General features: G+C 66.5%; 16 protein-coding genes. 10 read left to right on the top strand and 6 right to left on the bottom strand.

Annotation, left to right across the window (positions count from 1 at the left end; all coding sequences use genetic code 11):
• From AC1DKR_RS16850 to AC1DKR_RS16840, 3 genes are all read right to left on the bottom strand, one after another.
• Complete coding sequence (locus AC1DKR_RS16850) at positions 1 to 2,358, bottom strand: beta-N-acetylhexosaminidase (protein WP_478033824.1); 2,358 nt, start codon at positions 2,356 to 2,358, stop codon at positions 1 to 3.
• A 112-nt stretch (positions 2,359 to 2,470) separates the two neighbouring features.
• Complete coding sequence (locus AC1DKR_RS16845; protein WP_363731596.1) at positions 2,471 to 5,134, bottom strand: TonB-dependent receptor; 2,664 nt, start codon at positions 5,132 to 5,134, stop codon at positions 2,471 to 2,473.
• A 142-nt stretch (positions 5,135 to 5,276) separates the two neighbouring features.
• A complete protein-coding gene (locus AC1DKR_RS16840; RefSeq protein ID WP_363731599.1) occupies positions 5,277 to 6,293 on the bottom strand; it encodes a glucokinase family protein in 1,017 nt (338 codons plus the stop codon).
• Between the two features lie 385 nt (positions 6,294 to 6,678).
• On the opposite strand from AC1DKR_RS16840, the gene AC1DKR_RS16835 reads away from it, so the two are divergent.
• The 7 genes from AC1DKR_RS16835 to AC1DKR_RS16805 all read left to right on the top strand — a co-directional run bounded on the left by AC1DKR_RS16835 (position 6,679) and on the right by AC1DKR_RS16805 (position 15,701).
• Positions 6,679 to 7,971, top strand: a complete 1,293-nt coding sequence (locus AC1DKR_RS16835) for a sugar MFS transporter (protein ID WP_478033816.1) — start codon at positions 6,679 to 6,681, stop codon at positions 7,969 to 7,971.
• A 39-nt stretch (positions 7,972 to 8,010) separates the two neighbouring features.
• Entirely contained in the window at positions 8,011 to 9,078 is a 1,068-nt protein-coding gene (locus tag AC1DKR_RS16830) for a LacI family DNA-binding transcriptional regulator (RefSeq protein ID WP_478033814.1), read from the top strand.
• Positions 9,079 to 9,085: 7 nt separating this feature from the next.
• Positions 9,086 to 10,114: an SIS domain-containing protein gene (locus AC1DKR_RS16825; protein WP_317220827.1), complete on the top strand. Its 1,029-nt coding sequence runs from the start codon at positions 9,086 to 9,088 to the stop codon at positions 10,112 to 10,114.
• Complete coding sequence (gene nagA, locus AC1DKR_RS16820) at positions 10,114 to 11,262, top strand: N-acetylglucosamine-6-phosphate deacetylase (RefSeq protein ID WP_088100949.1); 1,149 nt, start codon at positions 10,114 to 10,116, stop codon at positions 11,260 to 11,262. Before AC1DKR_RS16825 ends, nagA begins: the two co-directional genes overlap by 1 nt.
• Positions 11,263 to 11,264: 2 nt before the next feature.
• Entirely contained in the window at positions 11,265 to 12,332 is a 1,068-nt protein-coding gene (locus AC1DKR_RS16815) for an acyltransferase family protein (protein WP_478033810.1), read from the top strand.
• Positions 12,333 to 12,659: 327 nt separating this feature from the next.
• Positions 12,660 to 15,290 carry an autotransporter outer membrane beta-barrel domain-containing protein gene (locus tag AC1DKR_RS16810; RefSeq protein WP_478033806.1) on the top strand — a complete coding sequence of 877 codons (2,631 nt, stop codon included), beginning with the start codon at positions 12,660 to 12,662 and terminating at the stop codon, positions 15,288 to 15,290.
• 12 nt (positions 15,291 to 15,302) lie between these two features.
• Positions 15,303 to 15,701, top strand: coding sequence for an autotransporter domain-containing protein (locus AC1DKR_RS16805; RefSeq protein WP_478034038.1), 399 nt, complete (start codon positions 15,303 to 15,305; stop codon positions 15,699 to 15,701).
• Between the two features lie 137 nt (positions 15,702 to 15,838).
• Here AC1DKR_RS16805 and AC1DKR_RS16800 read toward each other — a convergent pair whose 3' ends face one another.
• Positions 15,839 to 16,261, bottom strand: coding sequence for a hypothetical protein (locus AC1DKR_RS16800; RefSeq protein ID WP_312785995.1), 423 nt, complete (start codon positions 16,259 to 16,261; stop codon positions 15,839 to 15,841).
• 386 nt (positions 16,262 to 16,647) lie between these two features.
• On the opposite strand from AC1DKR_RS16800, the gene AC1DKR_RS16795 reads away from it, so the two are divergent.
• From AC1DKR_RS16795 to AC1DKR_RS16785, 3 genes are read left to right on the top strand one after another with little or no spacing between them, the layout of a single operon-like run.
• Positions 16,648 to 17,688 (top strand): S41 family peptidase, encoded by a 1,041-nt coding sequence (locus AC1DKR_RS16795; RefSeq protein WP_312785994.1) that lies wholly within the window; start codon positions 16,648 to 16,650, stop codon positions 17,686 to 17,688.
• Positions 17,689 to 17,691: 3 nt separating this feature from the next.
• Positions 17,692 to 18,027 carry a hypothetical protein gene (locus tag AC1DKR_RS16790; protein WP_312785993.1) on the top strand — a complete coding sequence of 112 codons (336 nt, stop codon included), beginning with the start codon at positions 17,692 to 17,694 and terminating at the stop codon, positions 18,025 to 18,027.
• Positions 18,028 to 18,077: 50 nt separating this feature from the next.
• Entirely contained in the window at positions 18,078 to 18,512 is a 435-nt protein-coding gene (locus AC1DKR_RS16785; protein ID WP_049467432.1) for an SseB family protein, read from the top strand.
• A gap of 44 nt (positions 18,513 to 18,556) precedes the next feature.
• Here the strand turns inward: AC1DKR_RS16785 and AC1DKR_RS16780 are convergent, their stop codons facing one another.
• Entirely contained in the window at positions 18,557 to 19,777 is a 1,221-nt protein-coding gene (locus tag AC1DKR_RS16780) for a multifunctional CCA addition/repair protein (protein ID WP_230111290.1), read from the bottom strand.
• A gap of 110 nt (positions 19,778 to 19,887) precedes the next feature.
• A complete protein-coding gene (locus AC1DKR_RS16775; RefSeq protein ID WP_312785992.1) occupies positions 19,888 to 21,873 on the bottom strand; it encodes a transglycosylase SLT domain-containing protein in 1,986 nt (661 codons plus the stop codon).
• Between the last annotated feature and the right edge of the window lie 215 nt (positions 21,874 to 22,088).

Here is a 22,088-nt window from a genome sequence, read left to right as displayed (position 1 = left end):
TTATTTCCCCAGCGTCACCTCATCCAGCACCCACATCGCCGGGCGCGTGTCGCCGGTGAAGTTGATGCACAGATCACCCGTACCCGAAGTGCCCTTCGGCAATTCCGCACGCAGGGTCACGAAGCCATCGGCATCGGTCTGCGCCGGCAGCGGCACCTGTGCCAGCACCTTGCCCGTGCAGTCACCGCGACGGATCAGCATTTCGCCGTGCGCGCTCCGGGCCTTTTCGAAGCGACGCTTCGGCTCGTCGTGGGCCAGCTGGAAGTAGTACGGAATGCGGCCCGCGCGCACTTCCACGCTGCCGATGCCATCCAGCTGTGCCTGCGGCCAACGCCAGCACGGCTGGAAGATGTCGACGGTGAACACCGCACGTGCACCTTCGCGCGGACCATCATCTTCCAGGCGCAGTACCAAGCCCTTCTCGCCGACGCAGCTGCGCAGTGCTTCGCTGTGCCGCGACAGCAGCGACTGCGCGGTGTATGCCGCCACCGTCGGCTTCGCAGCCAGCGGCTGGCCCTGGTAGAAGGCGGCAGCCTGCACCGTCGCCGGCAGCGTGGACGTCAGTGGCTGCTGGTACAGCGGCGATTGCGCGGTCACCGGTTTGCCGTCGCTGCTGTAGCGCACTTCATAGCCCAGTGGATTGGCCAGCGACACGGTCACCGTGTTCGCCGCGTGGTCATCGGTGTAGGCAACGCCTACTTCGAACGGCGTCTGTGCATACGCCAGGCCCCAGGCGCGATAGCGCTGCAGCTGCGAGGGCAGGCGGGCCAGGAAGTCGCGGAAATCGCGATGCTCCGGCGTGCTCCAGCCGGTCTCGGCCACGGCGGCCAGGCGCGGGAACAGGTTGTGCTGCAGACGCGCGTAGGTGCGCGTGTGCTCGGTGAACATGTTCGCCTGCAGGCCGAGGATGTGCCCGCGCTTGTCGGCGGCCAGTTCGGCCGGCACCGGTTCGTAGTTGTAGAGCTTGGCCAGGTTCACCTGCGTCGGCCGGCCCGGCGGTTCGTTTGGCGAGGCCGTCTGCAGGTAATCCAAGTACAGGTGACTGACCGGCGACATCACCACATCGTGGCCGGCGCTGGCCGCAGCAAGGCCGCCTTCGGTGCCACGCCAGGACATTACCGTGGCCTGCGGCGGCAGGCCGCCCTCAAGGATTTCGTCCCAGCCGATCAGGCGGCGGTCGTGTTGTTCCAGGAAGGTTTCCAGGCGCTTGATGATGTGGCTCTGCATGGCCATCTCATCCTTGATGCCGAGCGCGCGCATGCGCTGCTGCACCTGTTTTGATGCCTCCCACTGGTCCTTCACTGCCTCGTCGCCACCCACATGCACGTACCTGGCCGGGAACAGCTGGATCACTTCTTCCAGCACGTTTTCCAGGAAGGTAACGGTGCCGTCCTCGACGTTGAACAGGTTCGGGAACACGCCCCATTCGCTCAACGGCTTCAGTGGCGTGTTGATCGTGCCAAGTTCCGGATAGGCAGCGATGGCAGCGGTGGCGTGGCCGGGGACATCGATCTCCGGAATCACCTGGATATGCAGCGCGGCCGCGTACGCGATCACTTCGCGGATCTGGTCCTGCGAATAGAAGCCGCAGTACGGATGCTCCTTGCCGCTGACCGGATCGATGCCGCCGTCACCGGCCGGCAGTCGGCAGCTGCCGACCTCGGTCAGCCTCGGGTAGCGCTTGATCTCCATGCGCCAGCCCTGGTCGTCGGTCAGGTGCCAATGGAAGGTGTTGAGCTTGTGCGCGGCCATCGCATCGAGCACGCGCTTGATCTCGTCCAGGCTCTGGAAGTGCCGCGCCGAGTCGAGCATGAAGCCGCGCCAGCTGAAACGCGGCGCATCCTGGATCTGCACGGCCGGCAGCACGCCGTTGCTGCCGCCGGTGGCGAGCTGGGCCAGCGTGGTGGCGCCGTAGAACAGGCCGGACTCGTTGCCGGCCTGCACCACCACGCCCTGCGCGGTGCTTTCCAGCGTGTAGCCCTCGCCACTGTCGCGGAAGGTCGGCACGATCTGGAAGCGGATGCTGCCGCCCTTGGTGACGGCCTTGCCGTTGGCCACTGCCAGGCGCGGCCCACCACTGCGCGCCAGCAGATCGGCGAACTGTGCAGCGACGCGCTGTGCGGCTTCGCCATCGGCATGCAACACGGTGCCCGCGCCGACAGTGATGCCCGCGCCGTTGCCGCGCTGCACGTTGGCCGGTGCGGGAATCAACATCAGGCTGCCGGCGCGCAACTGCGGTCCGGGGCCGGTATCGAGTGCCGGGGCATCGGCGGCCAGTGCCGGCAGCACGGGCAGGGCGGCCAGCAGGCTGCCCAGCAACAGAAGGCTGCGCATCCTGGCGCGGGTGGGCTTCGTCATCGGAAGGACTCCTTGAATCGGGTGCGATGTTCGCTATACATGAAAAACGCCGGGCCCGGAATGACCCAGGCCCGGCGTGCGTGCACGACTCGGCGATGAAGCTGCCGTTGGATCAGTACTTGAAGCGGAAGTTCAGGTAGTACTGGCGACCGTTGCTGTAGAACGAGGTCGGAATGGCCGCGGTCTGGTAGTACTTGTAGGTCGGGTTGTTGAGGTTCAGGCCATCCAGGCTGATGCTCAGCCAGTCGGTGGCCTTGAAGCTCAGCGACGCCGACAGCGTGCCGAAGTCATCCTGGTAGTACGGGTTGGTGCCCGACAGGCTGATCAGGAACGAGGAGCGGTGGGTGTAGCTGACCCGCGCGCCGAAGCGCTCGTTCTCGAAGTAGGCACCCACGTTGTAGGTGTTCTTCGAGGTGCCCAGCAGGTTGTGCGAGCCGTCCGACCAGGTGTGCGCGGTGCTGCCGTTGGCGTAGGTGTAGTTGGCATTGACGCCGAAGTACTCGCCGATCGGCTGCTCATAAGCCACTTCCACACCGGTGACCTTGCCGTCGGCATTGATCGGGGTGGAGATCTGGTAGGTCTCAAGCTGGTTGGTCAGTTCGCTGTACAGCTGGCGCGAAACCACGTCGAAGGCGATGTAGTCCTTCAGGTCCATGTGGTACGCACCAATCGACAGCAGGCCGCGCGGCATGAAGTACCACTCCAGATTGGCATCCAGGTTGGTGGACAGGGTCGGCTTCAGGTTCGGATTGCCGCCGCCGCCGGTCCGGTTCAGATCCGAACCGTACGACGATGCACCCAGTGCCGAGTAATCGGGCAGGGTCTGGGTCTGCGAGGCCGCTACGCGCAGCACCAGCTTGTCGTCCAGGTCGAACTTGATGTTGGCGCTGGGCAGCACGCGGTTGCGCTTGTTCTGGAAGGCCACGCGTTCCCACATGCCGAACAGGCTGCTGACGTCGGCATCGGCGGCATTGCTGACCGCGTTGTAGGTGTTGATGTCCTGCTTGATGTTGACGTAACGCAGGCCCACGTTGCCTGCCCACCAGTCACCACGGAAGTTGGCCTGCACGTAGCCGGCGAAGTTCTTTTCCTTCACCTGCCACTCGGCACCGTAGTTGTGGCGACCGGTCGGGCCGTCGTTGCCCGCCAGCCAGGTGGAGTTGTTGGTTACCGCGTCCTTCAACGCACCCGGGGTGAAGTACCAGATGTTGCGCGGGAAGGTGCCGCCGATATCACCAGCGAAGCCGTTCGGATAGTTGGAGGTGGCACCGTTCTTCAGCGCGCTCCAGATATCACCCGGCGTTGCACCTTCCGGCGACAGCGCTTCGCGCTTGTGGTCGGCAAAGCGCAGGCCGAAGTCGATGGAGCTCAGCACGCCGCCGTCGTTGAAGTACTGGTTGAAGTCGAGCGTGGCCCACTTCTCCTTGTCTTCGGCGGTGACCTGCTGGTTGCCCCAGGTGCCGAAGCTGGTCACGCCGTTGGGCGAAAGGTCGCCGCCGACGTTCCAGTCGATCGGCGAGCCGGCGCCATGGGTAGCCCAGCTGGCGCCACCGCCGCTTCCCACGGTGACCTCGGCGATGTACTGGCGCGGAGTCTCACCGGTGCCCTTGGTGCTGCCGGCCTGGAACTTGGCGGTCAGGCTGTCGCTGATCTGCCAGTCGGCATCGAAGGTGACGTAGCTCGACTTGGCCTTCGACTCACGGTAGATCATGTCGTACACCGCGTAGTTGGTGCCCGGCACGCCCGCATAGGTGGCGTTGGTCAGCACGCCATCCTTGACCACATAACCCGGGTTCGGCGCCTGCACCTTGGCGAAGCTGTTGCCGAACATCATGAAGTTGCGGTTGTAGTTGTTCGCCTTCAGCTCGGAGCTGAAACCGTTCAGGCCCAGGGTAAGGGTGTCGGTCGGCTTGAACTGCAGCGAGACCAGGCCACCCTTGCGCTCACGGGTCTGTTCGAACAGGGTTGAACCCAGCAGGCCGGGAACGTTGACGCCGATCAGGTCCGGATTGGTCTTGGCAACCGGATCACCGGCGCCGATCTTGAAGAAGCCGCCCGGAATTTCCTGTGCTTCACGGCGCAGTTCGCGCTTCTGGCTGAAGCCCTGCACCATCACGCCGAAGGTGTTTTCTTCGTTCTTGTAGTTGAACAATGCCGAGTACTGCGGGTCATTCGACTTGGCCTGGTCCGAACGCACCATGCCGATCGAGCCTTCAGCGGTGAACTGCTTGGAGAACTCCAGCGGCTTGCGGGTGATGATGTTGACGGTACCGGTGGTGCCGCCGTCCTGCAGCTTGGCCTGCGAGGACTTGTTCACTTCAACCGAGCTGACCAGTTCCGACGGCAGCAGCGAGTAGCTGACGCTGCGGCCGACGTTGTTGCCCTGGCTGAGCACGAACCAGTCGGCCGAACCGACGGTGTGGCCATTGATCAGGGTCTGGGTGAGGCTGGGGCTGGTGCCGCGCAGGCTGACACGGTCGGCTTCGTCGAAGCCGCCTTCATCGGCGCTGGACGAGCTGATATTGACGCCCGGCAGGCGCTGCAGGGTGTCGGCAACGTTGTGCGCCGGCAGCTTGCCCACGTCTTCGGCGGTGACCACTTCCACGCGCGCATTGGCGTCGCGCTTGGTGTCCAGCGACTTTTCCATCGAACCGCGGATACCGGTGACGGTGACGGTGTCCAGATCGGTGGCGGTCTGGGCGGCCTGCTGCGCGTGCGCACTGAAGGCGATGCAGCTGATGATGGCGGCCGAAAGCAAGGTCTTGCGGGTATTCATGATGTCTCTCCTCATCACTCGATTGGATGCCGGCGGCGATATGGGATTGCGGTTGCGATGACGTGCGCGGGGCGGCGGCGATGTCCCGGGCATTGGCGTGCCACGTACTGCGTGCTGCGATTGCGTTGAAGCCGTTTCAGGTTCAGGCGTCGGCGTGGAGCAGGTACCAGCTGGCAGCGCCGATCACGCCCAGCTGTCCGTGTTCGACCACCTTCACCGGGATGCGTGCCAGCGCCTCGCCCATCGGCCCCTTCTGCAGGTAGCGTTCGACGAAGGTGCTGGTGCGCAGGTACTCGCGGATCTGCGGCAGGATTCCACCGGCCAGGTAAACCCCGCCGTGGGCGCCATAGAACAGGGCCATGTCGCCGATGGTGCTGCCGAGCAGGCCGCAGAACACATCCAGCGCCTGTCGTGCCAGCGGATCGGTGTCTGCCATTGCTGCGGCGGTGACCGCATCGGGGCTGGCCAGCGCCGGCGCCTGGTCCTGCAGTGCGCAGATCGCGCGGTACAGGTTCATCAGGCCGGGGCCGGAGATGGCATGTTCGATCGACACATGCGCGCGGTCGCGCTGCATGTGGCGGACGATCGCCATTTCCAGTTCGGTGCTGGCGGCCAGGGTCGGCTGCCCGGCTTCGGTAGCCAGTACCACCGGGCCGTTGGCCGTGGGAATCCACAACGCTGCACCCAGACCGGTGCCGGGGCCGACCACCAGGGTCGGGCCGCGCGGTGCGCTGTCTGGGCCGCACAGGTGCAGCACGCCACTGGCATCGACCTGCGCGGCCGCATAGGCCACGGCTTCGAAGTCGTTGACGATGTGCACCCGCTGCAGGCCGACATCGGCCTCGATCTGCCGGGCCGACAACGGCCATGGCACGTTGGCGGTGATCACCGTACCGTCTTCGCGGGCATAGCCAGCGGTGGCGACCACGCAGTGCGACGGGCGCGGGCCTTCGGCCAGGAAGTCGGCGAGGATCGCGCTGAGCCCGGCATGGTCGGCGTTGCGGTACTTGCGGTAATCGAGCACCTGCACCGGATGGGCATCGTCACCACTGGCCTGGACCCGGGCAACACGCACATGGGTGCCGCCAACGTCGGCGGCCAGGAACGAGGGCGCGACGCGGGACAGGACATGGGCCGGGGCGGGATGGCTGGCGGTCACGCGGGCTCCTGCTGCAGGTGGGGCCGGCCCCGGAGAGGGCAACGATGGAGCCGGCGATTGGGGCGGAGTCTGTAACCGCGTTGACAACGATGTCAACGAGTTCGTGACACTTTCGTTGCTGCGCCGCAGCGAATGCAGATCGCCGTAAACGTTTACATGGCGTGAGTACGGCATCCATGGCAGAACCGTTGCAGCAAGGGGCTTCAAGGGCGAAGCGCATTCAGCGCATGGCCGTGCAAGCGCGTTGCGCAGTGCAGCATCGGGTGCGGTGGGCTGTGCATGGAAGTTGACAAACGGTCGTCGTCCACCGAAAGAATGTGACAACGTTGTTCCCAGCCACTCTCCGACGCCGTGTTCTGCGGCCGTCGCCGCAGGAGCCTTCCTGATGTCAGCCGTCCCCGCTGCAAGCGCACGCCCGAACGTGGCCTCGTCCATCGCCATCGTCGGCGTGCTGTTTTTCCTGATCGGCTTCTTCACCTGGCTCAACGGCCCGTTGATCACCTTCGTCAAACTCGCCTTCGAGCTCAGCGAGGTCGGCGCCTTCCTGGTGCTGATGGTGTTCTACCTGTCCTACTTCTTCCTGGCCCTGCCGGCCTCATGGATCCTGCGCCGCACCGGTATGAAGAAGGGCCTCAGCCTGAGCCTGCTGGTGATGGCCGGCGGCGCGGCGTTGTTCGGTGAATTCGCCACCCAGCGCTGGTATCCCGGCGCGCTCGGCGGTCTGTTCGTGATCGGTAGTGGACTTGCCTTGCTGCAGACCGCGATCAACCCGTACATCTCCATCCTCGGCCCGATCGAAACCGCCGCACGGCGCATCGCGATGATGGGCATCTGCAACAAGATTGCCGGCATCCTGGCGCCGATATTGATCGGCACTCTGGTGCTGCATGGCATCGGTGACCTCGACGCTCAGGTGCAGGCCGCCGATGCGGCCACCAAGACCACGCTGCTCAACCAGTTCGCGGCCAAGATCCACGCGCCATACCTGGCCATGGCCGGCCTGCTGGTGGTGCTGGCGGTCGCGGTATTGTTCTCGCCGCTGCCTGAAATCAAGGCCTCCGAGGCCAATGCCACCCCGGCCGGCGCACCGGGCAAGGCCGAGCGCAGCAGCATCTTCCAGTTCCCGCACCTGTGGCTGGGCGTGCTGTGCCTGTTCGTCTACGTCGGCGTGGAAGTGATGGCCGGTGATGCCATCGGTACCTACGGTCATGGCTTCGACCTGCCGCTGGACCAGACCAAGATGTTCACCGCGGTCACCCTGTTCGCCATGCTGATCGGCTACGTGGTCGGCCTGGCGTTGATCCCGCGAGTGGTCTCGCAGTCGCGCTACCTGACCGTCTCTGCGGTACTGGGCGTGGTGTTCTGCCTGGGCGCCTTCTTCACCCATGGCTATGTGTCGGTCGCCTTCGTGGCCCTGCTGGGCTTTGCCAACGCCATGATGTGGCCGGCGATCTTCCCGCTGGCGATCCGTGGCCTGGGCCGCTTCACCGAAACCGGTTCGGCGCTGCTGGTGATGGGCATCGCCGGCGGCGCGATCATTCCGCAGCTGTTTGCCGTGCTCAAGCAGCACATCGACTTCCAGCTGGTGTTCCTGCTGCTGATGGTGCCCTGCTACCTGTACATCCTGTTCTACTCGGTGGTCGGCCATCGCGTCGGCCTGCCGCAGGACAAGGTCTGATCGGCGATGATGGACGGCAGCCAACCCCAGGAAAAGCCGATGCGCAGAGCGACCATCAAGGACGTTGCCGAAAAGGCCAAGGTCTCGCTGAAGACGGTGTCGCGGGTGATCAACAACGAGCCCTCGGTGATGCAGGCCACCCGTGCGCGGGTGCTGCGTGCCATTGCCGAGCTCGACTACGAACCCGATCCGTCGGCGCGCAACCTGCGCAGCGGCACCACCTTCGTGATCGGGCTGGTGTACGACAACCCCAACCCGTACCACATCATCGGCGTGCAGAACGGCGTGCTCGCCGCCTGCCGCGAAACCGGCTTCGGCCTGCAGATCCATCCGTGCGATTCCAGTTCGCCGCTGCTGGCCGATGAACTGGCCGATTGGGTGCAGCGCTCGCGCCTGGCCGGGTTGGTGCTGACCGCACCGATGTCCGAACGTCGCGACCTGGTCCAGGCGCTCACCGCGCGCGGCATCAAGCTGGTGCGGATCATTGCCGCCACCGAAGATCCGGCCGATGGCGCCTGCGTGTTCGTCGACGACCGCGAAGCTGCCTATGAAATCACCGAGCACCTGATCCAGCTGGGCCACCAGCGCATCGGCTTCCTCTGGGGTGGCACCTCGCACCGTTCTTCGGGCGAACGCTACGCCGGTTACGAGGCCGCGCTGAAGGACTACGGCATGACCTTGGACAAGCATCTGGTGGTGCAGGGCGACTACACCTTCGACGATGGTTTCCGCGGTGCGCGGCGCCTGCTGGCACTGCGCGAACCGCCCACCGCCATCTTCGGTTCCAACGATGAAATCGCCGCCGGCGTGCTGGCCGCAGCGAAGTCGGCCGGCATGAACGTGCCCTACGACCTGTCCATTGCCGGCTTCGAGGACAGTCCGTTCTCGCGGCAGTCGTGGCCGCCGCTGACCACCGCCAAGCAGGCCACCGAAGACATCGCCCGCCATGCCGCGCGCCTGCTGATCGCACAGCTGCGCAGCGATGCCTACGACGATGCGCCGGCGCCGCTGCACAACCAGGGCTTCGTGCCGCAACTGGTGGTGCGCGGCTCGACCGCACCGATGCGTCCTGCCGCCGCGCGCCCCCTTCCTTCCGATCCTTCCTGAGCCTGCCATGTCGCTGTCCGATCCCACCGCCACCCTGATGTTCGCCGAGGCTGCCGAAGCGGCCGAGGTCGTTGCCCGCCAGTTCGCCCGCAACCACGCCGTGATGGAGACGCTGGCAGCCAGCCTGCGCGCTGCGCCGCCGCCGTTCGTGGTGACCTGCGCACGTGGCAGCTCCGACCATGCCGCCACCTACGGCAAGTACCTGCTGGAAACCCAGCTGGGCCTGGTCGTTGCCTCGGCCTCGCCATCGGTCGGTTCGGTCTACGCCGCACCGCTGCAACTGCGCGGTGCGTTGTTCATTGTCATCTCGCAGTCCGGCAAGAGCCCGGACCTGCTGCGCAATGCCGAGGCGGCCAAGGCCGCTGGCGCGCGCGTGGTGGCGCTGGTCAACGTCGAGGATTCACCGCTGGCACAACTGGCCGACACGGTCATTCCGCTGCATGCCGGCGTGGAGAAAAGCGTGGCCGCGACCAAGAGCTACCTCGCTTCGTTGTCCGCGCTGCTGCAACTGGCGGCGTACTGGAAGCAGGACAGCGCGCTGCGCAATGCACTGGACCTGCTGCCCGATGCGATGCGCGAGGCCTGGCAGTGCGACTGGAGCGCGGTGACCGATGGCCTGGTGGAGGCCAACAACCTGTTCGTGCTCGGCCGTGGCCTCGGCCTGGGTGCGGCGCAGGAAGCTGCGCTGAAGTTCAAGGAAACCTGCAGCCTGCATGCCGAGGCCTACAGCTCGGCCGAGGTAAAGCATGGTCCGATGGCGCTGGTCGATCGCGGCTTCCCGGTGCTGGCCTTCGCCCAGCCCGATGAAACCGGCGCCGGCACCCGTGCCGTGGCTGAAGAGTTCACCGCACGTGGTGCCCAGGTGTGGCTGGCCGGTGCCGGCGGCAATCTGCCGGTCGCTGCCGCGCCGCATCCGCTGTGCGCGCCGCTGCTGACGGTGCAGAGCTTCTACCGCGCGATCAATGCACTGGCGCTGCGCCGTGGCTTCAACCCGGATCTGCCGCCGCATCTGAACAAGGTGACGGAGACGGTGTGATGGCAACCGTCCTGCGCAATGCCCGCATTCTTGCCGGCGATGAGTTCCGCGATGATCTTGCGGTGGTGATCGAAGACGGCCACATCAGCGCGCTGCTGCCCGACGCGGCGCCGCAGCTGGGTACGGCCGACGAGCAGGTGGATCTGGGCGGTGGATGGCTGCTGCCCGGCTTCATCGATGTACAGGTCAATGGCGGTGGCGGCGCGCTGTTCAACAACACGCCCGACGTCGAGTCGCTGCGCACGATTGCCCGTGCGCATCGTCGTTTCGGCACCACGGCGATGCTGCCGACCCTGATCAGTGACGATGTGGTCGTGATGCGCGAGGCGATCGGCGCGATGCGCCAGGCCATCGCGCAGGGCGTGCCGGGCGTGATCGGCATCCACCTGGAAGGCCCGTACATCGCACCGGCGCGCAAGGGCACGCACGATGCCAGCAAGTTCCGCGTGCCGGACGAGCAGGAAATCGAATTGGCGTCGTCGCTGGACAACGGCGTGACCCTGCTGACCCTGGCGCCCGAGCGCGTGCCGCTGGAGACCATCCGCGCGCTGGTCGAGCGTGGTGTGATCGTCGCCGCTGGCCACACAGCCGGTACCTATGAAGAGATCCGTGCCGGCCTTGATGCCGGCATTCGTGGCTTCACCCATCTGTACAACGCGATGTCGCCGCTGCAGGGCCGCGAGCCCGGCGCGGTCGGCGCGGCGCTGGAAGATCGCGACAGCTGGATCGGCATCATCGTCGATGGCGTGCACGTGCATCCGGCCAGCCTGCGGGTAGCGCTGGCGGCCAAGCCGCGTGGCCGCCTGCTGCTGGTGACCGATGCGATGCCGCCGGTCGGTGCCGACGATCCGAGCTACGTGCTGTATGGCGAAACCATCACTGCCATCGACGGCGTGGTGCGCAACGCGGCCGGCTCGCTGGCCGGTTCGGCGCTGGACATGGCCACTGCCGTGCGCAACACCGTGCAGTTGCTGCGCCAGCCGCTGGCCGAAGCCGCGCGCATGGCCTCGACCTATCCGGCGCAGTTCCTCAATGTCGATGATCGCCTGGGTTACATCGCCGAGGGCTACCAGGCCGACCTGGTGCTGCTGGACGACGCGCTGCAGGTGCGTGGTACGTGGATCGCCGGCCAGTACGAGGCGGCCTGACGATGAGCAGCGCGCCGCCACGCCGGTTGGGTTCGATCGACGCCCTGCGCGGCATGACCGTGGCGGCGATGCTGCTGGTCAACAACCCAGGTGACTGGAGCGCGGTGTTCGCACCGCTGCGTCATTCCGAATGGCACGGCTGCACGCCGACCGACCTGGTGTTCCCGTTCTTCCTGTTCGTGGTAGGCGTGTCGATGGCCTTCAGCGTTGCACCGCGCGCGCTGGATGCGGCCGCACGGCCAGCACTTGCACGTGGCGTGCTGGAACGCGCACTGCGCATCGCCGTTGCCGGTGTGCTGCTGCACCTGCTGGTGTGGTGGGCACTGCACACGCACCATTTCCGCATCTGGGGCGTGCTGCAGCGCATTGCGCTGTGCGCGGCCGTGGTGGGCGTGCTGGCGGTGTATGCGCGCCCGCGCGTGCAGGCGGCCGCGCTGGTGGCGCTGCTGGTGGGCTACACCGCGCTGCTGCTGGGCGTGGGTGACCTGGTGCCGTGGACCAACCCGGCCAGTCGCCTGGATACCACCTTGTTCGCGCCATGGATCTACCAATGGCAGGCCGATACCGGTCTGGGCCATGACCCGGAAGGATTGCTGAGCAGTCTCGGCGCATTGGCCAGCACCGTGCTGGGCCTGCTGGCCGGCGGTCTGCTGCGCAGTGGCCGCGCCGGTGCATTGGCCGCGCTGGGTGCGGTCACCGCCGTGCTCGGCCTGCTGCTGGCAACCGTACTGCCACTCAACAAGCAGCTGTGGACGCCCAGCTACGTGCTGTGGACCGGTGGCCTGGCCGCGCTGGCATTGTGGCTGGGCCACCTGCTGATCGACCGCAAGGGATGGCCGGCACTGGGCCGGCGCTTTGGCGTCAATGCGATCACCGCCTATCTGGGTGCCTCGGTGATGTCAGTGATCCTGCTGGCGACCGGCGCCTGGGGGTGGGTCTGGCAGCAACTGGCTGCGGCGATGCCGCAGGCGCTGGAGCTGGCCTCGATGCTGCAGGCGTTGGTGTTCGTTGCGCTGTGGTGGGGCGTAGCCTGGTGGCTGGACCGACGTCGCATTTATCTGAAGATCTGAGCGCGGCAGAGATGGTGGAGAACGGCCCATCCACGCATGGCGTGGATCTACTGTGCTGGTGGGTTGCGGGGTCATCCACGCATGGCGTGGATCTACTGGGCCAGGATTGCAGTAGATCCACGCCATGCGTGGATGCTCTTGGCAGGCTGACGAAGGTGAACTGGTTCATCGACATGCGGACCGCGTGAGCGCTTCCCGGTTTCACATCGAAAACGTGACCGCTTGCCTGCAATTTCACCTATCGAAACCATTCATGGCAGGGCAGACTGCATCAGCAGTGTCGTACAGACCATCCGCAGTTCCTGATCCCCGACCCAGGAGTGCTGTATGTCCCATGTCGTCCCGCGCGGGTTCCGCCAACGCCGTCTGACCGTTTCCCTTCTGCAGATCCTGGCGATGCCCTCGTTGCTCGCCTTGTCCGCCCCTGCCGCCTGGGCCGGGTGCGATGCGACGGCTCCCGTCGCCGGGCAGACCGTCACCTGCAGCAGCACCGCCCCCAATCCCGAGACAGCAGCCATCAGCGCCAGTGGCGCTGCAGGCATCACCGTGAATGTTGGCAATGGCGCGCAGCTGCAGCAGGCCGGAGCGGGCAGCGCCATCTCCCTGCTCGGCGCTGGCGGGCACGTGCTCACCAATCTCGGCGCCATCAGCTCGGCGAGCGGTACTGCGGTACAGCTTGGCGGTGGCAGCCGCGTCGACAACACCGGCAGCATCAGTTCCGGCAGCGGTATCGCACTGCAGTTCAGCGGTGCCGGCGACAGCGAGCTGGTCAACCGCGGCACCATCAGTGGCAGCAGTGGCGTGCAGTTCGGTGCCGGCAACGATCGTCTGCAGATGCTGGCCGGCAGCATCAGCGGCGGCGTGCAGCAGGGCGATGGCAACGATGTGCTGCTGCTCAGCGGCGGCACCATCGACAGCCTCGACCAGGGCAATGGCGATGACCAGCTGACCATCAACGCCGGCACCATCACCGGGCTGGTGACGCAGGGCAGTGGCCGCGATGATTTCGTCATGACCGGCGGCACCATCGGCGCCCTGCAGCAGGGCGACAACATCGACACCTTCCGCATGAGCGGTGGCCGCATCGTCGGCGCGTTCGAAGATGGCGACCAGGCGTGGATGACCGACGGCCGCATCGGACGCGTCAACATGAAGCTGGACAAGAACCTGTGGGACATGTCCGGCGGCACCGTCGACGGCAACGTGGTCACCGGCTTCGACACCGACACCATCATCATCTCCAACGACGCCTACATCGGCGGCAACATCAGCGTCAGTGGCGGCGCCGACAGCGTCACCATCACCGGTGGCACCGTGCGTGGCCAGGTGCTGCTGAGCACCGGCAACGACACCTTCAACTGGAACGGCGGCGGCATCGTGTACGGCGCCATCGACGCAGGCCCCGACGACGACGTGGCCACGCTGAGCAACCTCAACCAGGGCAACATCGGCGCGGTACCGCTGTTTGACGGCGGCAGTGGCAATGATCGTCTCAGCTTCAGCAACGTCAAAGGCAGCGGCGTCGGGCGCTTCCAGAACTGGGAAGCGATCAGCCTGGCCAGCAGCACCGAGCTCACCTTCGATGGCGATCTGGTGCTCGGTGACAGTGTCAGCGGTACCGGTTCGCTCATCCTGGATGACACCAGCACGATCTATGCAGGCAGCGGGGCGCATGCAGTGCGTCCCTTCAGCGGCAGCGCGTTGGTCAATGTGGTCAACGCCGGGCGCATCGATCTGACCGGCTCTGCGCCGGGCGATGTATTTACCGTGCGCGGCAATTATCGCGGCGATGGTGGCGGACTGTACCTGCGTACCGTGCTGGCGGCGGACAACGCCACCAGCGACCGACTGGTGATCGACGGCGGCACGGCCACCGGCAGCACCGGCATTGGCATCCTCAACGCGGGCGGCAGCGGAGCAGCCACGCTGGTCGACGGCATCCTGGTGGTCCAGGCGCTGAACGGTGCCACCACCGCACCCAGTGCCTTCTCGTTGTTCGCGCCGGTCTCGGCCGGTGCCTACGAGTACTTCCTGTTCAAGGGCGGCGTCAGTGCGGGTACCGGTGAAAACTGGTACCTGCGATCGACAGTTGCGGTCGGGCCGGGCCCCGCGCCGAACGGTGGTGGCGAAGTGGTTCCACCGCCACCGCCGACACCGCCCGTCGCGCCGCCGCCTCCGATTCCCCCGGCACCCCCACCGCCACCGGAGGGCGCAGTCGATCCGGACCTGACCGCAGGCGAAGCCGCACCGCCGCCACCGCCGCCGGAACCTGCGCCCGTAGCGCCGCCCAGCGATCCACCCGTGCCGGACGTGCCGGTGGCCGGTGGCAGCCTGCCCGGTACCGGTTCGCCGCCGCCCACTGCGGGGGCAAGACCTGCCGCACCGGACGAGAACGGCCTGGTGCCGCTGTACCGCCTGGAGACCGCGGCCTACGCCGTGGTATCACCGCTGCTGCGCGAGACCTCGCTGGCCAGCTTGGGGACCTTCCATGAGCGCCAGGGCGAACAGCGACTGCTGTACAACCAGGGCGCCTTCCGCACGGCATGGGGACGGCTGGTCGGGCAGAGCAGCGAGATCCACTGGAAAGGCGATGCACGGCCCGGCTTCGATGGTGACGTGATGGGTGTGCAGGCAGGCCTGGATGTGTGGGCTGCCAGCGGTGACAGCCACCGCAACCAGATCGGCGTGTTCGTCGGCCGCACTCGCGCCGATGGCAGGATCACCGGCCTGGCCGTGGGCTGGGACAACGTTCTGGTGGGCCAGAGCCGGTTGGACGACAAGCACGTGGGCCTGTACTGGACGTTGACCGACAGCAGCGGCGGCTACATCGACGCAGTGGCGATGCAGAGCCGCTACGACGGCCGCACGCGCTCCTCGCGCGGGCTGGGCATCGACCTCAAGGGCGATGGCACCACGCTCTCGCTGGAAGCGGGCAAGCCACTGCTGCAGTTCGGGTAGTCATCGTGGTGGCTGGAGCCGCAGCTGCAGGTGATCTGGCAGCGCAGTTCACTGGATGACCAGCGTGATCTGGTGTCCACCGTTTCCTTCGATAACGACAACGCCTGGACCGGCCGCGTCGGCCTGCGCCTGGCGGGCGATTACCAGTTGGCCGACAACGGCTGGCAGCCGTACTTCAAGTTGAATTACTGGCATGGCCGTTCGGGAGAGGACCGCATCCTGTTCGACAGCGACGCGATCATCAATTCGCAGCGCTCGCGCGCACTGGAAGCCGGTGTCGGCGTGGTCGGACGTTTCAACCGCGCGATCAGTGCGTATGCCGTGGCCGACTATACCCGCGAGGTTGGTGGCAGCGACAACGGCAAGCGCCGCATCATCGAAGGCAACATCGGCCTGCGCGCGGATTGGTAGCGCCCTTCGCTTTGGCCGCTTTGGTGGGTGCCGACCCTGGTCGGCACGAATCCAACCGACGCCATGAACCGCTCTGGTAGGTGTCGACCTCGGTCGACACGCCCTTCCACCAGTCAAGCAATCCCAATGCCGCCACATCACAACGGCGAACGCCCCAGCAACGCGCCCGCGTGTTCGGCCAGCAGCTGTACCGCATGCAGCAGCCCTTCCTCGGTCTGTGGCGGGCACTGCGCCTCCGCGTCGTCCAGTTCACGCGCCGCCTGCGTCGCCAGCAGCACACCCCCCAGCGCCGACAACGCCAGCAGGCAACGCGTGGTGCAGGCCAGATCGCGCGCACGCGCCGGCGTGATGCGCAGCTCCGTCCACGGCTCGCCGTCAGCGGCGTGGCAGCGCGTGACCTCGCGCAGCCGCTTGAAGAAGGCGGGCGTGGGAGCAGCTTCATCGGCTTCGGTCAGTGCGTCTTCCAACGCTTCGGCAGTGGCATTGGGCAGCTGCAGGTCGGGCAGGGCATCGCCCAGCAATGTGTGCAGGCGGGGATAGGTGGGGTAGAGCGTAGTCATGGCAGCAACCTCACAGGGCAAGGCCACCTGCGGGATGCAAGGTGGCGGGCGGTGCGGGTTGGCGTGCCGGTCAAAATCCAAGCGAAAAAGCCGACGGATCGCGAGGATCCCCACGCACCGCCCGCCATGGGCGAGCAGGTGCATTGTCGTGATTGCCGCTGAATCGGCAATCTGATCGCTTGAATGTTTGATTCGGGACGCCAATCCCGGCCAGCGCAGGTGGCGCTGGCACAGCGACCTTCGCGCTTTTGCGGTCGCGCTGACATGGGCAAAGTTGCAAATCGATACGACGCGCCCTGCCAAGCCAAACACGACAGGGTGCGCGATGGAACACACCGCTCCGGCACCGTTATGCTTCGCCTTCATCCAACGACAGGGAGATGTCGATGCGAAACAGCAAGGGACTGCCGGCACGAGCCGCCTTGATCGCCACGCTGCTGGCAGCGACCGCTGCCACTGCGGCCGACACCATCGAGATCCCCTCACCCGCCGCGCAGGCACAGCTGCTGGACATGCTCGAACGCGAGGCGCTGTACCGAAGCAGGGTCGACTGGCCAGTCACGCGCACGCGGTTGAAGGACGCGCAGGGCGATCCGGCCAAGGTCCGGACCGTCCTGGCCGAGGCCATCGGTCGCAGTTCAGGCGGTCACGGCAGCTGGATGACCCCGCAACGACAGCAGCAACGCGTGGAGCGTTTCGCCCGCGAAAACGCCACCGCTGCTGCCCGCAGCGAAAGCGACGCCACTCGCGCACGTGACCCGCGTATCGGCCAGGTGCTGATCGAGGGCTATGCGGCAGACCCCGGTGCGCCGCCGCAGCAGCTGCAGCAACAGAACATCCAGCGTGCGGTGAGTTGGCAGAACATCATCCGTGAAAAGGACAGCACGCCTCGCTGTGGCTGGATCGTCGACCTGCGCGACAACACCGGCGGCAACATGTGGCCGATGCTGCTGGGCGTTGCGCCGCTGCTGCGCACCTCGGCAATGGGCGTCGAGGACGTGGGATCATTCGAGACCGCCGACGGTCCGGTACGGTGGCAGACCACCGGCAGTGGTGTGCGCATGGGGGAGGCGACGCGTCTGGATTTCGGCCAGCCCGGCTATCTACCCAGCCTTGTTGGCGCTCCGGTGGCAGTGTTGACCGGCCCGCGCACCGCCAGTTCCGGCGAGGCGACCGTTCTGGCGTTCCGCGGCCGCGCGCAGACCCGCAGTTTCGGCCAGCCCACGGCGGGTGTATCGACTGCCAACGTGGTGCGCCGACTGGTGGACGGCAGCGCGTTGGTGCTGACCACCAGCGTCATGCGCGATCGCAACGGAAATGGCGACGGGCGGAAGATCGTGCCGGACCAGGCCACCGCTGGCGATGACGCCACGGTGGCGGCGGCCGAAGCCTGGTTGCTGGCCCAGCCCGCCTGTAAAGAGGGCTGAGCCATGCTGCTGATCGGCCAACACGAACGGGTGCTGATTGTCGGCCCCACCGAATCGCACCACTGCCTGCGCTGCCAGACCGAAACCGAATTTGCCCCCCAACTGCGCTACAAGATGGCGCGCATCGACCTGCTGTTCGGCTTCGTCTACCAGCGTCGTTACGAGCTGGCCTGCACCGGCTGCGAACACGGCTGGGTGCTGGATACCGAAAGCATGGATCAGCAGCTGGGCGGGGTGCCGATCCCGTGGCGACACCGCTTCGGCCTGCCGGTGATGCTGGTGGTGGTGGCCGGGCTGGCAGTGGCGGGGTGGATGTGGCGGCAAGGGCACGGTGGTTGAGGACGCGGCCTGCTAAAGTTGCAGCCAGCAATCACGTACCGGAACCGACCATGGACCACGAAACGCCGTTCGAACCCGCCAACGACCTGGAAGTGCGCCTGTTGCAGGCCCAGGACGGAACCCTCACGGCCTCGCAGTTCCTCGATGGCCTGCTGACCGCGCCGGTGTTCGTGCTGCTGGACAAGGCCATCGGTGAAGACGGTGCCTGGGACGAGAGCATTTCGCCGCTGGTGCTGACCAGCGAAGGCGGGGAGCCGATGTTCGCGGTGTTCACTGCGCCCGAGCGCGCGGAAATCTGGCACGAGCAGCTGCCGCAGTTCGCCCATGCCATGCCCATCGCGGTGCATGCGCTGCTGTCGGGCATCGGCGAGGGCGTTGGCCTGGTGCTGAACCCGGGCCTGGACGTGGGCATGGAGATGATTCCCGACGCGGTGGCGCAGCTGAAGGAACGTGCTGCGGCGATTACACGTGGGATGGCGCACTGATAAAAGCTGTGGTTGCCGGCCAGCGGCCGGCACTACCAGATGCTTCAGCGCGCGGCGGCAATGGCCTTCACCCGCGCCTTGGCCAGCGCTTCGCCAATGGCTGGACCCTTCAAATGGGTGGTATCCAGATCACGTGCCTGCACTGACAGCGCCGCCTGGTGCAGGCGCTTCAGCGTTTCGCCCTGCGGGTAGTCGCTGTCCTCGAAACCGAGCCGGCCGCGCTTGTCGGCCTCGCAGCACAGCGCGATGCGCGCCACCCGTTCCGGCCGGCGCAGTGCATCGCAGCGGCCCAGCAGTTCCAGCACGGTGGCATCGCGCAGTTCGTCGATGCGATGCACGTTCAGATGCTCGCGACAAACGGCCTCGGCCAACTGCTGGTGCTCGGCCGGAATCTTCAGGCGCGCGCACAGTGCTTTCAGCGGCGTGATGCCGCGCTGTTCATGCATGATGTGGCGCGGCCATTCCTCGGGCGGAGTCAGGCCCTTGCCGAGGTCGTGGGTCAGTGCGGCGAAGCCGACCAGGTCATCACCGGGCGCCAGCTTCGCGGCCATGTCGCTGACCATTTCCTGGTGGACGCCGGTATCGACTTCCGGATGGAATTCCGCGCGCTGCGGCACGCCGTACAACGCTTCCAGCTCCGGCAATATCGGGCCCAGCGCGTGCGCGTCGTGCAGGGTGCGCAGGAACGCGGACGGGCGTTCGCACACCAGTGCCTTGCGCAGTTCCTGCCATACACGTTCCGGCACCAGTGCGTCGAGCTCGCCACTGGCGGCAATCTCGCGCATCAGTTCCATGGTTTCCGGCGCGACGGTGAAACCGAGCGAGGCGAAGCGGGCCATGAAGCGCGCCGCGCGCAGCACGCGCAGCGGGTCTTCTACGAAGGCGGGACCGACATGGCGCAGCACGCGCTGCTCGATGTCGCGCGCGCCGCCATAGGGGTCGACCAGCGCGCCGCTGTCTTCATCGCAGGCGATGGCGTTGATGGTGAAGTCGCGGCGCTGCAGGTCTTCTTCCAGCGTCACCGCCGGATCGGCATCGACCACGAAGCCGCGGTAGCCACGGCCGGATTTGCGTTCGGTGCGCGCCAGCGCGTATTCCTCGCCGGTCTTCGGGTGCAGGAAGACGGGGAAGTCGCGGCCTACGGCGGTAAAGCCCTGCGCTTCCATCTGCGCAGGCGTGGCGCCGACGACGACCCAGTCACGGTCGCCGGCAGGGCGCTGCAGCAGGCGGTCGCGCACGGCGCCGCCGACAAGATAGATCTTCATGCGGGGGATGATCGCATGCTGGGCATGGATGTACCGGTAGTGCAGGCCGCTGGCCGGCTACCCTGGACAATAACGGATGCCGGCCAGCGGCCGGCACTACCGGATGTCGATCAATCCCCGCCCTGGTCCGCGTCGGCGGCGCAGGTGAAGCTCTTGCGCTTGTCCACCAGGCGGCCCATCAGGCGGTCGCTCAGCGGCAGTGCGTCGCCGTTGAGTCGCCAGTCGTAGATCACGCTGAAGGCCAGCACGCGGGCCACGTACTCGCGCGTTTCCTTGTAGCTGATGGTCTCGATCCACAGGTCCGGATCGAAGCCCGGGCGCTGGGTCTGCCAGCGTGCGGTCGGCGTTGGGCCCGCGTTGTAGGCGGCGATGGTCACGTAGGGCAGGCCGTCGTACTTGTTCATCAACTGACGCAGGTACGCGCTGCCGATGGCGATGTTGGTGTCCGGGTCATACAGGCTGTCAGCGCCGCCGTAGCCGGTCAGGCCGATGGACTTGGCCACACCAGCGCCGGTCGCCGGCAGCACCTGCATCAGGCCCATGGCGTTGGCAGGCGAACGCGCGCGCGGGCTGAACACGCTTTCCGCACGGATTTCAGCGGCCACCCAGGCAGGATCCAGCGCATTGCGCGCCGACTCGCGACGGATCGTAGCGTCGTGGTGCAGCGGGAAGCGCAGGTCGTACAGGCGCTGCTCCTGCTTCTGCTTGCCGAGCGAGAACACCGCGCGGTCGAACCAGCCGTTGTCCTGCGCCACGCGGACCGCGAGACGACGCTGGGTGTCATCGAAGCGCGACAGTGCGTTGTTCCATTCGGCCACCGCCCAACCGGCGCGGTCGATCTGGTACAGCGCCATCGCGCGCTGGATGGCCGGATCGCGCGCCACCGCGGCCTGCGCCTGCGCGCTGTCGTTGGGCTTCCACGGGCACAGCGTGTAGGGCTGCTGCAGCTTGTCCGCAGCGAGGAAGCCATGGAAGGTCGGTGCGCGCGCAGCTTCGCGGAACAGCGGCTGCGCCTGCTGTGCCTGGCCGGTCTTTTCCAGCATGCGGCCTTCGAAATAGCGCCAGCGTGAATCGTTGCGCTGGGTCGGGCCCATCTTGCGGATCGCTGCCAGCGTGGCCGGCCAATCGCCGCGCGACATCGCTTCGCGTGCGCGCCATTCGTGCAGGCGTTCGTCATAGGCCGCATCGGGTACGGCATTCAAGCGGCGGGCAGAGTCGGGCAGGTAGGACGCCACCGTCCACAGCGCGATCTGGTAACGCACCTGGCCCTGCTGTTCGGCGCTCAGGCCCAACGCCTGCGCGTACTGCGGCAGCTGCTGTTCGGTGGCATCCGGGTCGGCCTTGGCCAGCTTGGCCAGGCCATCGGTGGCGATGCGCCGGCTGCGCTCGTTGCGCGGCCAGTTCAGGGCACTGGCATTGGGTTTGTCGACGAACGCGGCGTAGATAGTGGCCTGTGCAAGGTCACCGGCCGGCAGGCCGCGGGCGGCCGTACGCATCACCGCCGGCTGCTGTGCATCGGCAGCGGCATCGATACGCTCCCAGCGCAGCACATCGCTCATGCCACCTTGCGCCTGCAGCACGGCGAACACGGCGTCGCAGGCATCAGGCAGCGACTTGCCGTTCTTGCGCCACAGATCCTGGGCTTCGCCGATCCACTGCGGGTCCACCTTGCCGGTGGCCTGGCGCGCCGTCAGCTGCGCACAACGCAGGCCGATATTTTCGGTCGGAACCCAGTTGGCCAGCAGTGTCGGCCAGTCCTGCCGGCGCGCTACAGACGGCAGCCAGGCGCTGCGGAAGCTGTTGGCCACGGCCTGGCCCTGGTAGCGCTTGAGGAAGGCCTGCGCCTGCGCCGTATCGACGGTGTCGATGTTGCGCCGCAGGTTGGCGAACTCCAGCCAGCCATACGCTGGATGGCGGCTGAGCGCGGCGGCCTGGCCGGCATCGTACTGGCCCCGTTCGGCGGCGGCGATGGCGGCCTTCAACTGGGCGTTCTGGGCATCGAGGGACTGGGCACTCGCGCAGCCGATCAGCAGCGTGGTGGCCAGCGGGAGCAGGGACAGGGCGGTCGAAGATCGTCGGGTCATAGCGACCAGCATAGCGGGCGGTGGCTGAATTCAGTTTCGCATTGCGTACACGGTGGCTGCCCTGTTGCAAACGGCCTGCTTTGGCGGTGGGTCAGGCGGGATGCTCGGGCCGGTCCAGGGCGGAATTCGGTGAGCGTGGTCGCATAAAGCCCGCTTTGAAGGCGTTTCACTCAGTTGACGCTTTTGCCAATTGAAGCGGTCGCAGTACGCGTGCCTGCTGCAGTCAA

The sequence above is a fragment of the Stenotrophomonas sp. 01N47 genome (assembly GCF_056399165.1).
This window is presented reverse-complemented; position numbering and strand designations above follow the sequence as displayed.

Excerpts from the sequence above, each read along its gene's own strand:
- AC1DKR_RS16850 (WP_478033824.1), bottom strand. The coding sequence starts at position 2,358 with ATGACGAAGCCCACCCGCGCCAGGATGCGCAGCCTTCTGTTGCTGGGC.
- AC1DKR_RS16845 (WP_363731596.1), bottom strand. The coding sequence starts at position 5,134 with ATGAATACCCGCAAGACCTTGCTTTCGGCCGCCATCATCAGCTGCATC.
- AC1DKR_RS16835 (WP_478033816.1), top strand. The coding sequence starts at position 6,679 with ATGTCAGCCGTCCCCGCTGCAAGCGCACGCCCGAACGTGGCCTCGTCC.
- AC1DKR_RS16830 (WP_478033814.1), top strand. The coding sequence starts at position 8,011 with ATGCGCAGAGCGACCATCAAGGACGTTGCCGAAAAGGCCAAGGTCTCG.
- AC1DKR_RS16825 (WP_317220827.1), top strand. The coding sequence starts at position 9,086 with ATGTCGCTGTCCGATCCCACCGCCACCCTGATGTTCGCCGAGGCTGCC.
- nagA (WP_088100949.1), top strand. The coding sequence starts at position 10,114 with ATGGCAACCGTCCTGCGCAATGCCCGCATTCTTGCCGGCGATGAGTTC.
- AC1DKR_RS16815 (WP_478033810.1), top strand. The coding sequence starts at position 11,265 with ATGAGCAGCGCGCCGCCACGCCGGTTGGGTTCGATCGACGCCCTGCGC.
- AC1DKR_RS16810 (WP_478033806.1), top strand. The coding sequence starts at position 12,660 with ATGTCCCATGTCGTCCCGCGCGGGTTCCGCCAACGCCGTCTGACCGTT.
- AC1DKR_RS16800 (WP_312785995.1), bottom strand. The coding sequence starts at position 16,261 with ATGACTACGCTCTACCCCACCTATCCCCGCCTGCACACATTGCTGGGC.
- AC1DKR_RS16795 (WP_312785994.1), top strand. The coding sequence starts at position 16,648 with ATGCGAAACAGCAAGGGACTGCCGGCACGAGCCGCCTTGATCGCCACG.
- AC1DKR_RS16790 (WP_312785993.1), top strand. The coding sequence starts at position 17,692 with ATGCTGCTGATCGGCCAACACGAACGGGTGCTGATTGTCGGCCCCACC.
- AC1DKR_RS16785 (WP_049467432.1), top strand. The coding sequence starts at position 18,078 with ATGGACCACGAAACGCCGTTCGAACCCGCCAACGACCTGGAAGTGCGC.
- AC1DKR_RS16780 (WP_230111290.1), bottom strand. The coding sequence starts at position 19,777 with ATGAAGATCTATCTTGTCGGCGGCGCCGTGCGCGACCGCCTGCTGCAG.
- AC1DKR_RS16775 (WP_312785992.1), bottom strand. The coding sequence starts at position 21,873 with ATGCTGGTCGCTATGACCCGACGATCTTCGACCGCCCTGTCCCTGCTC.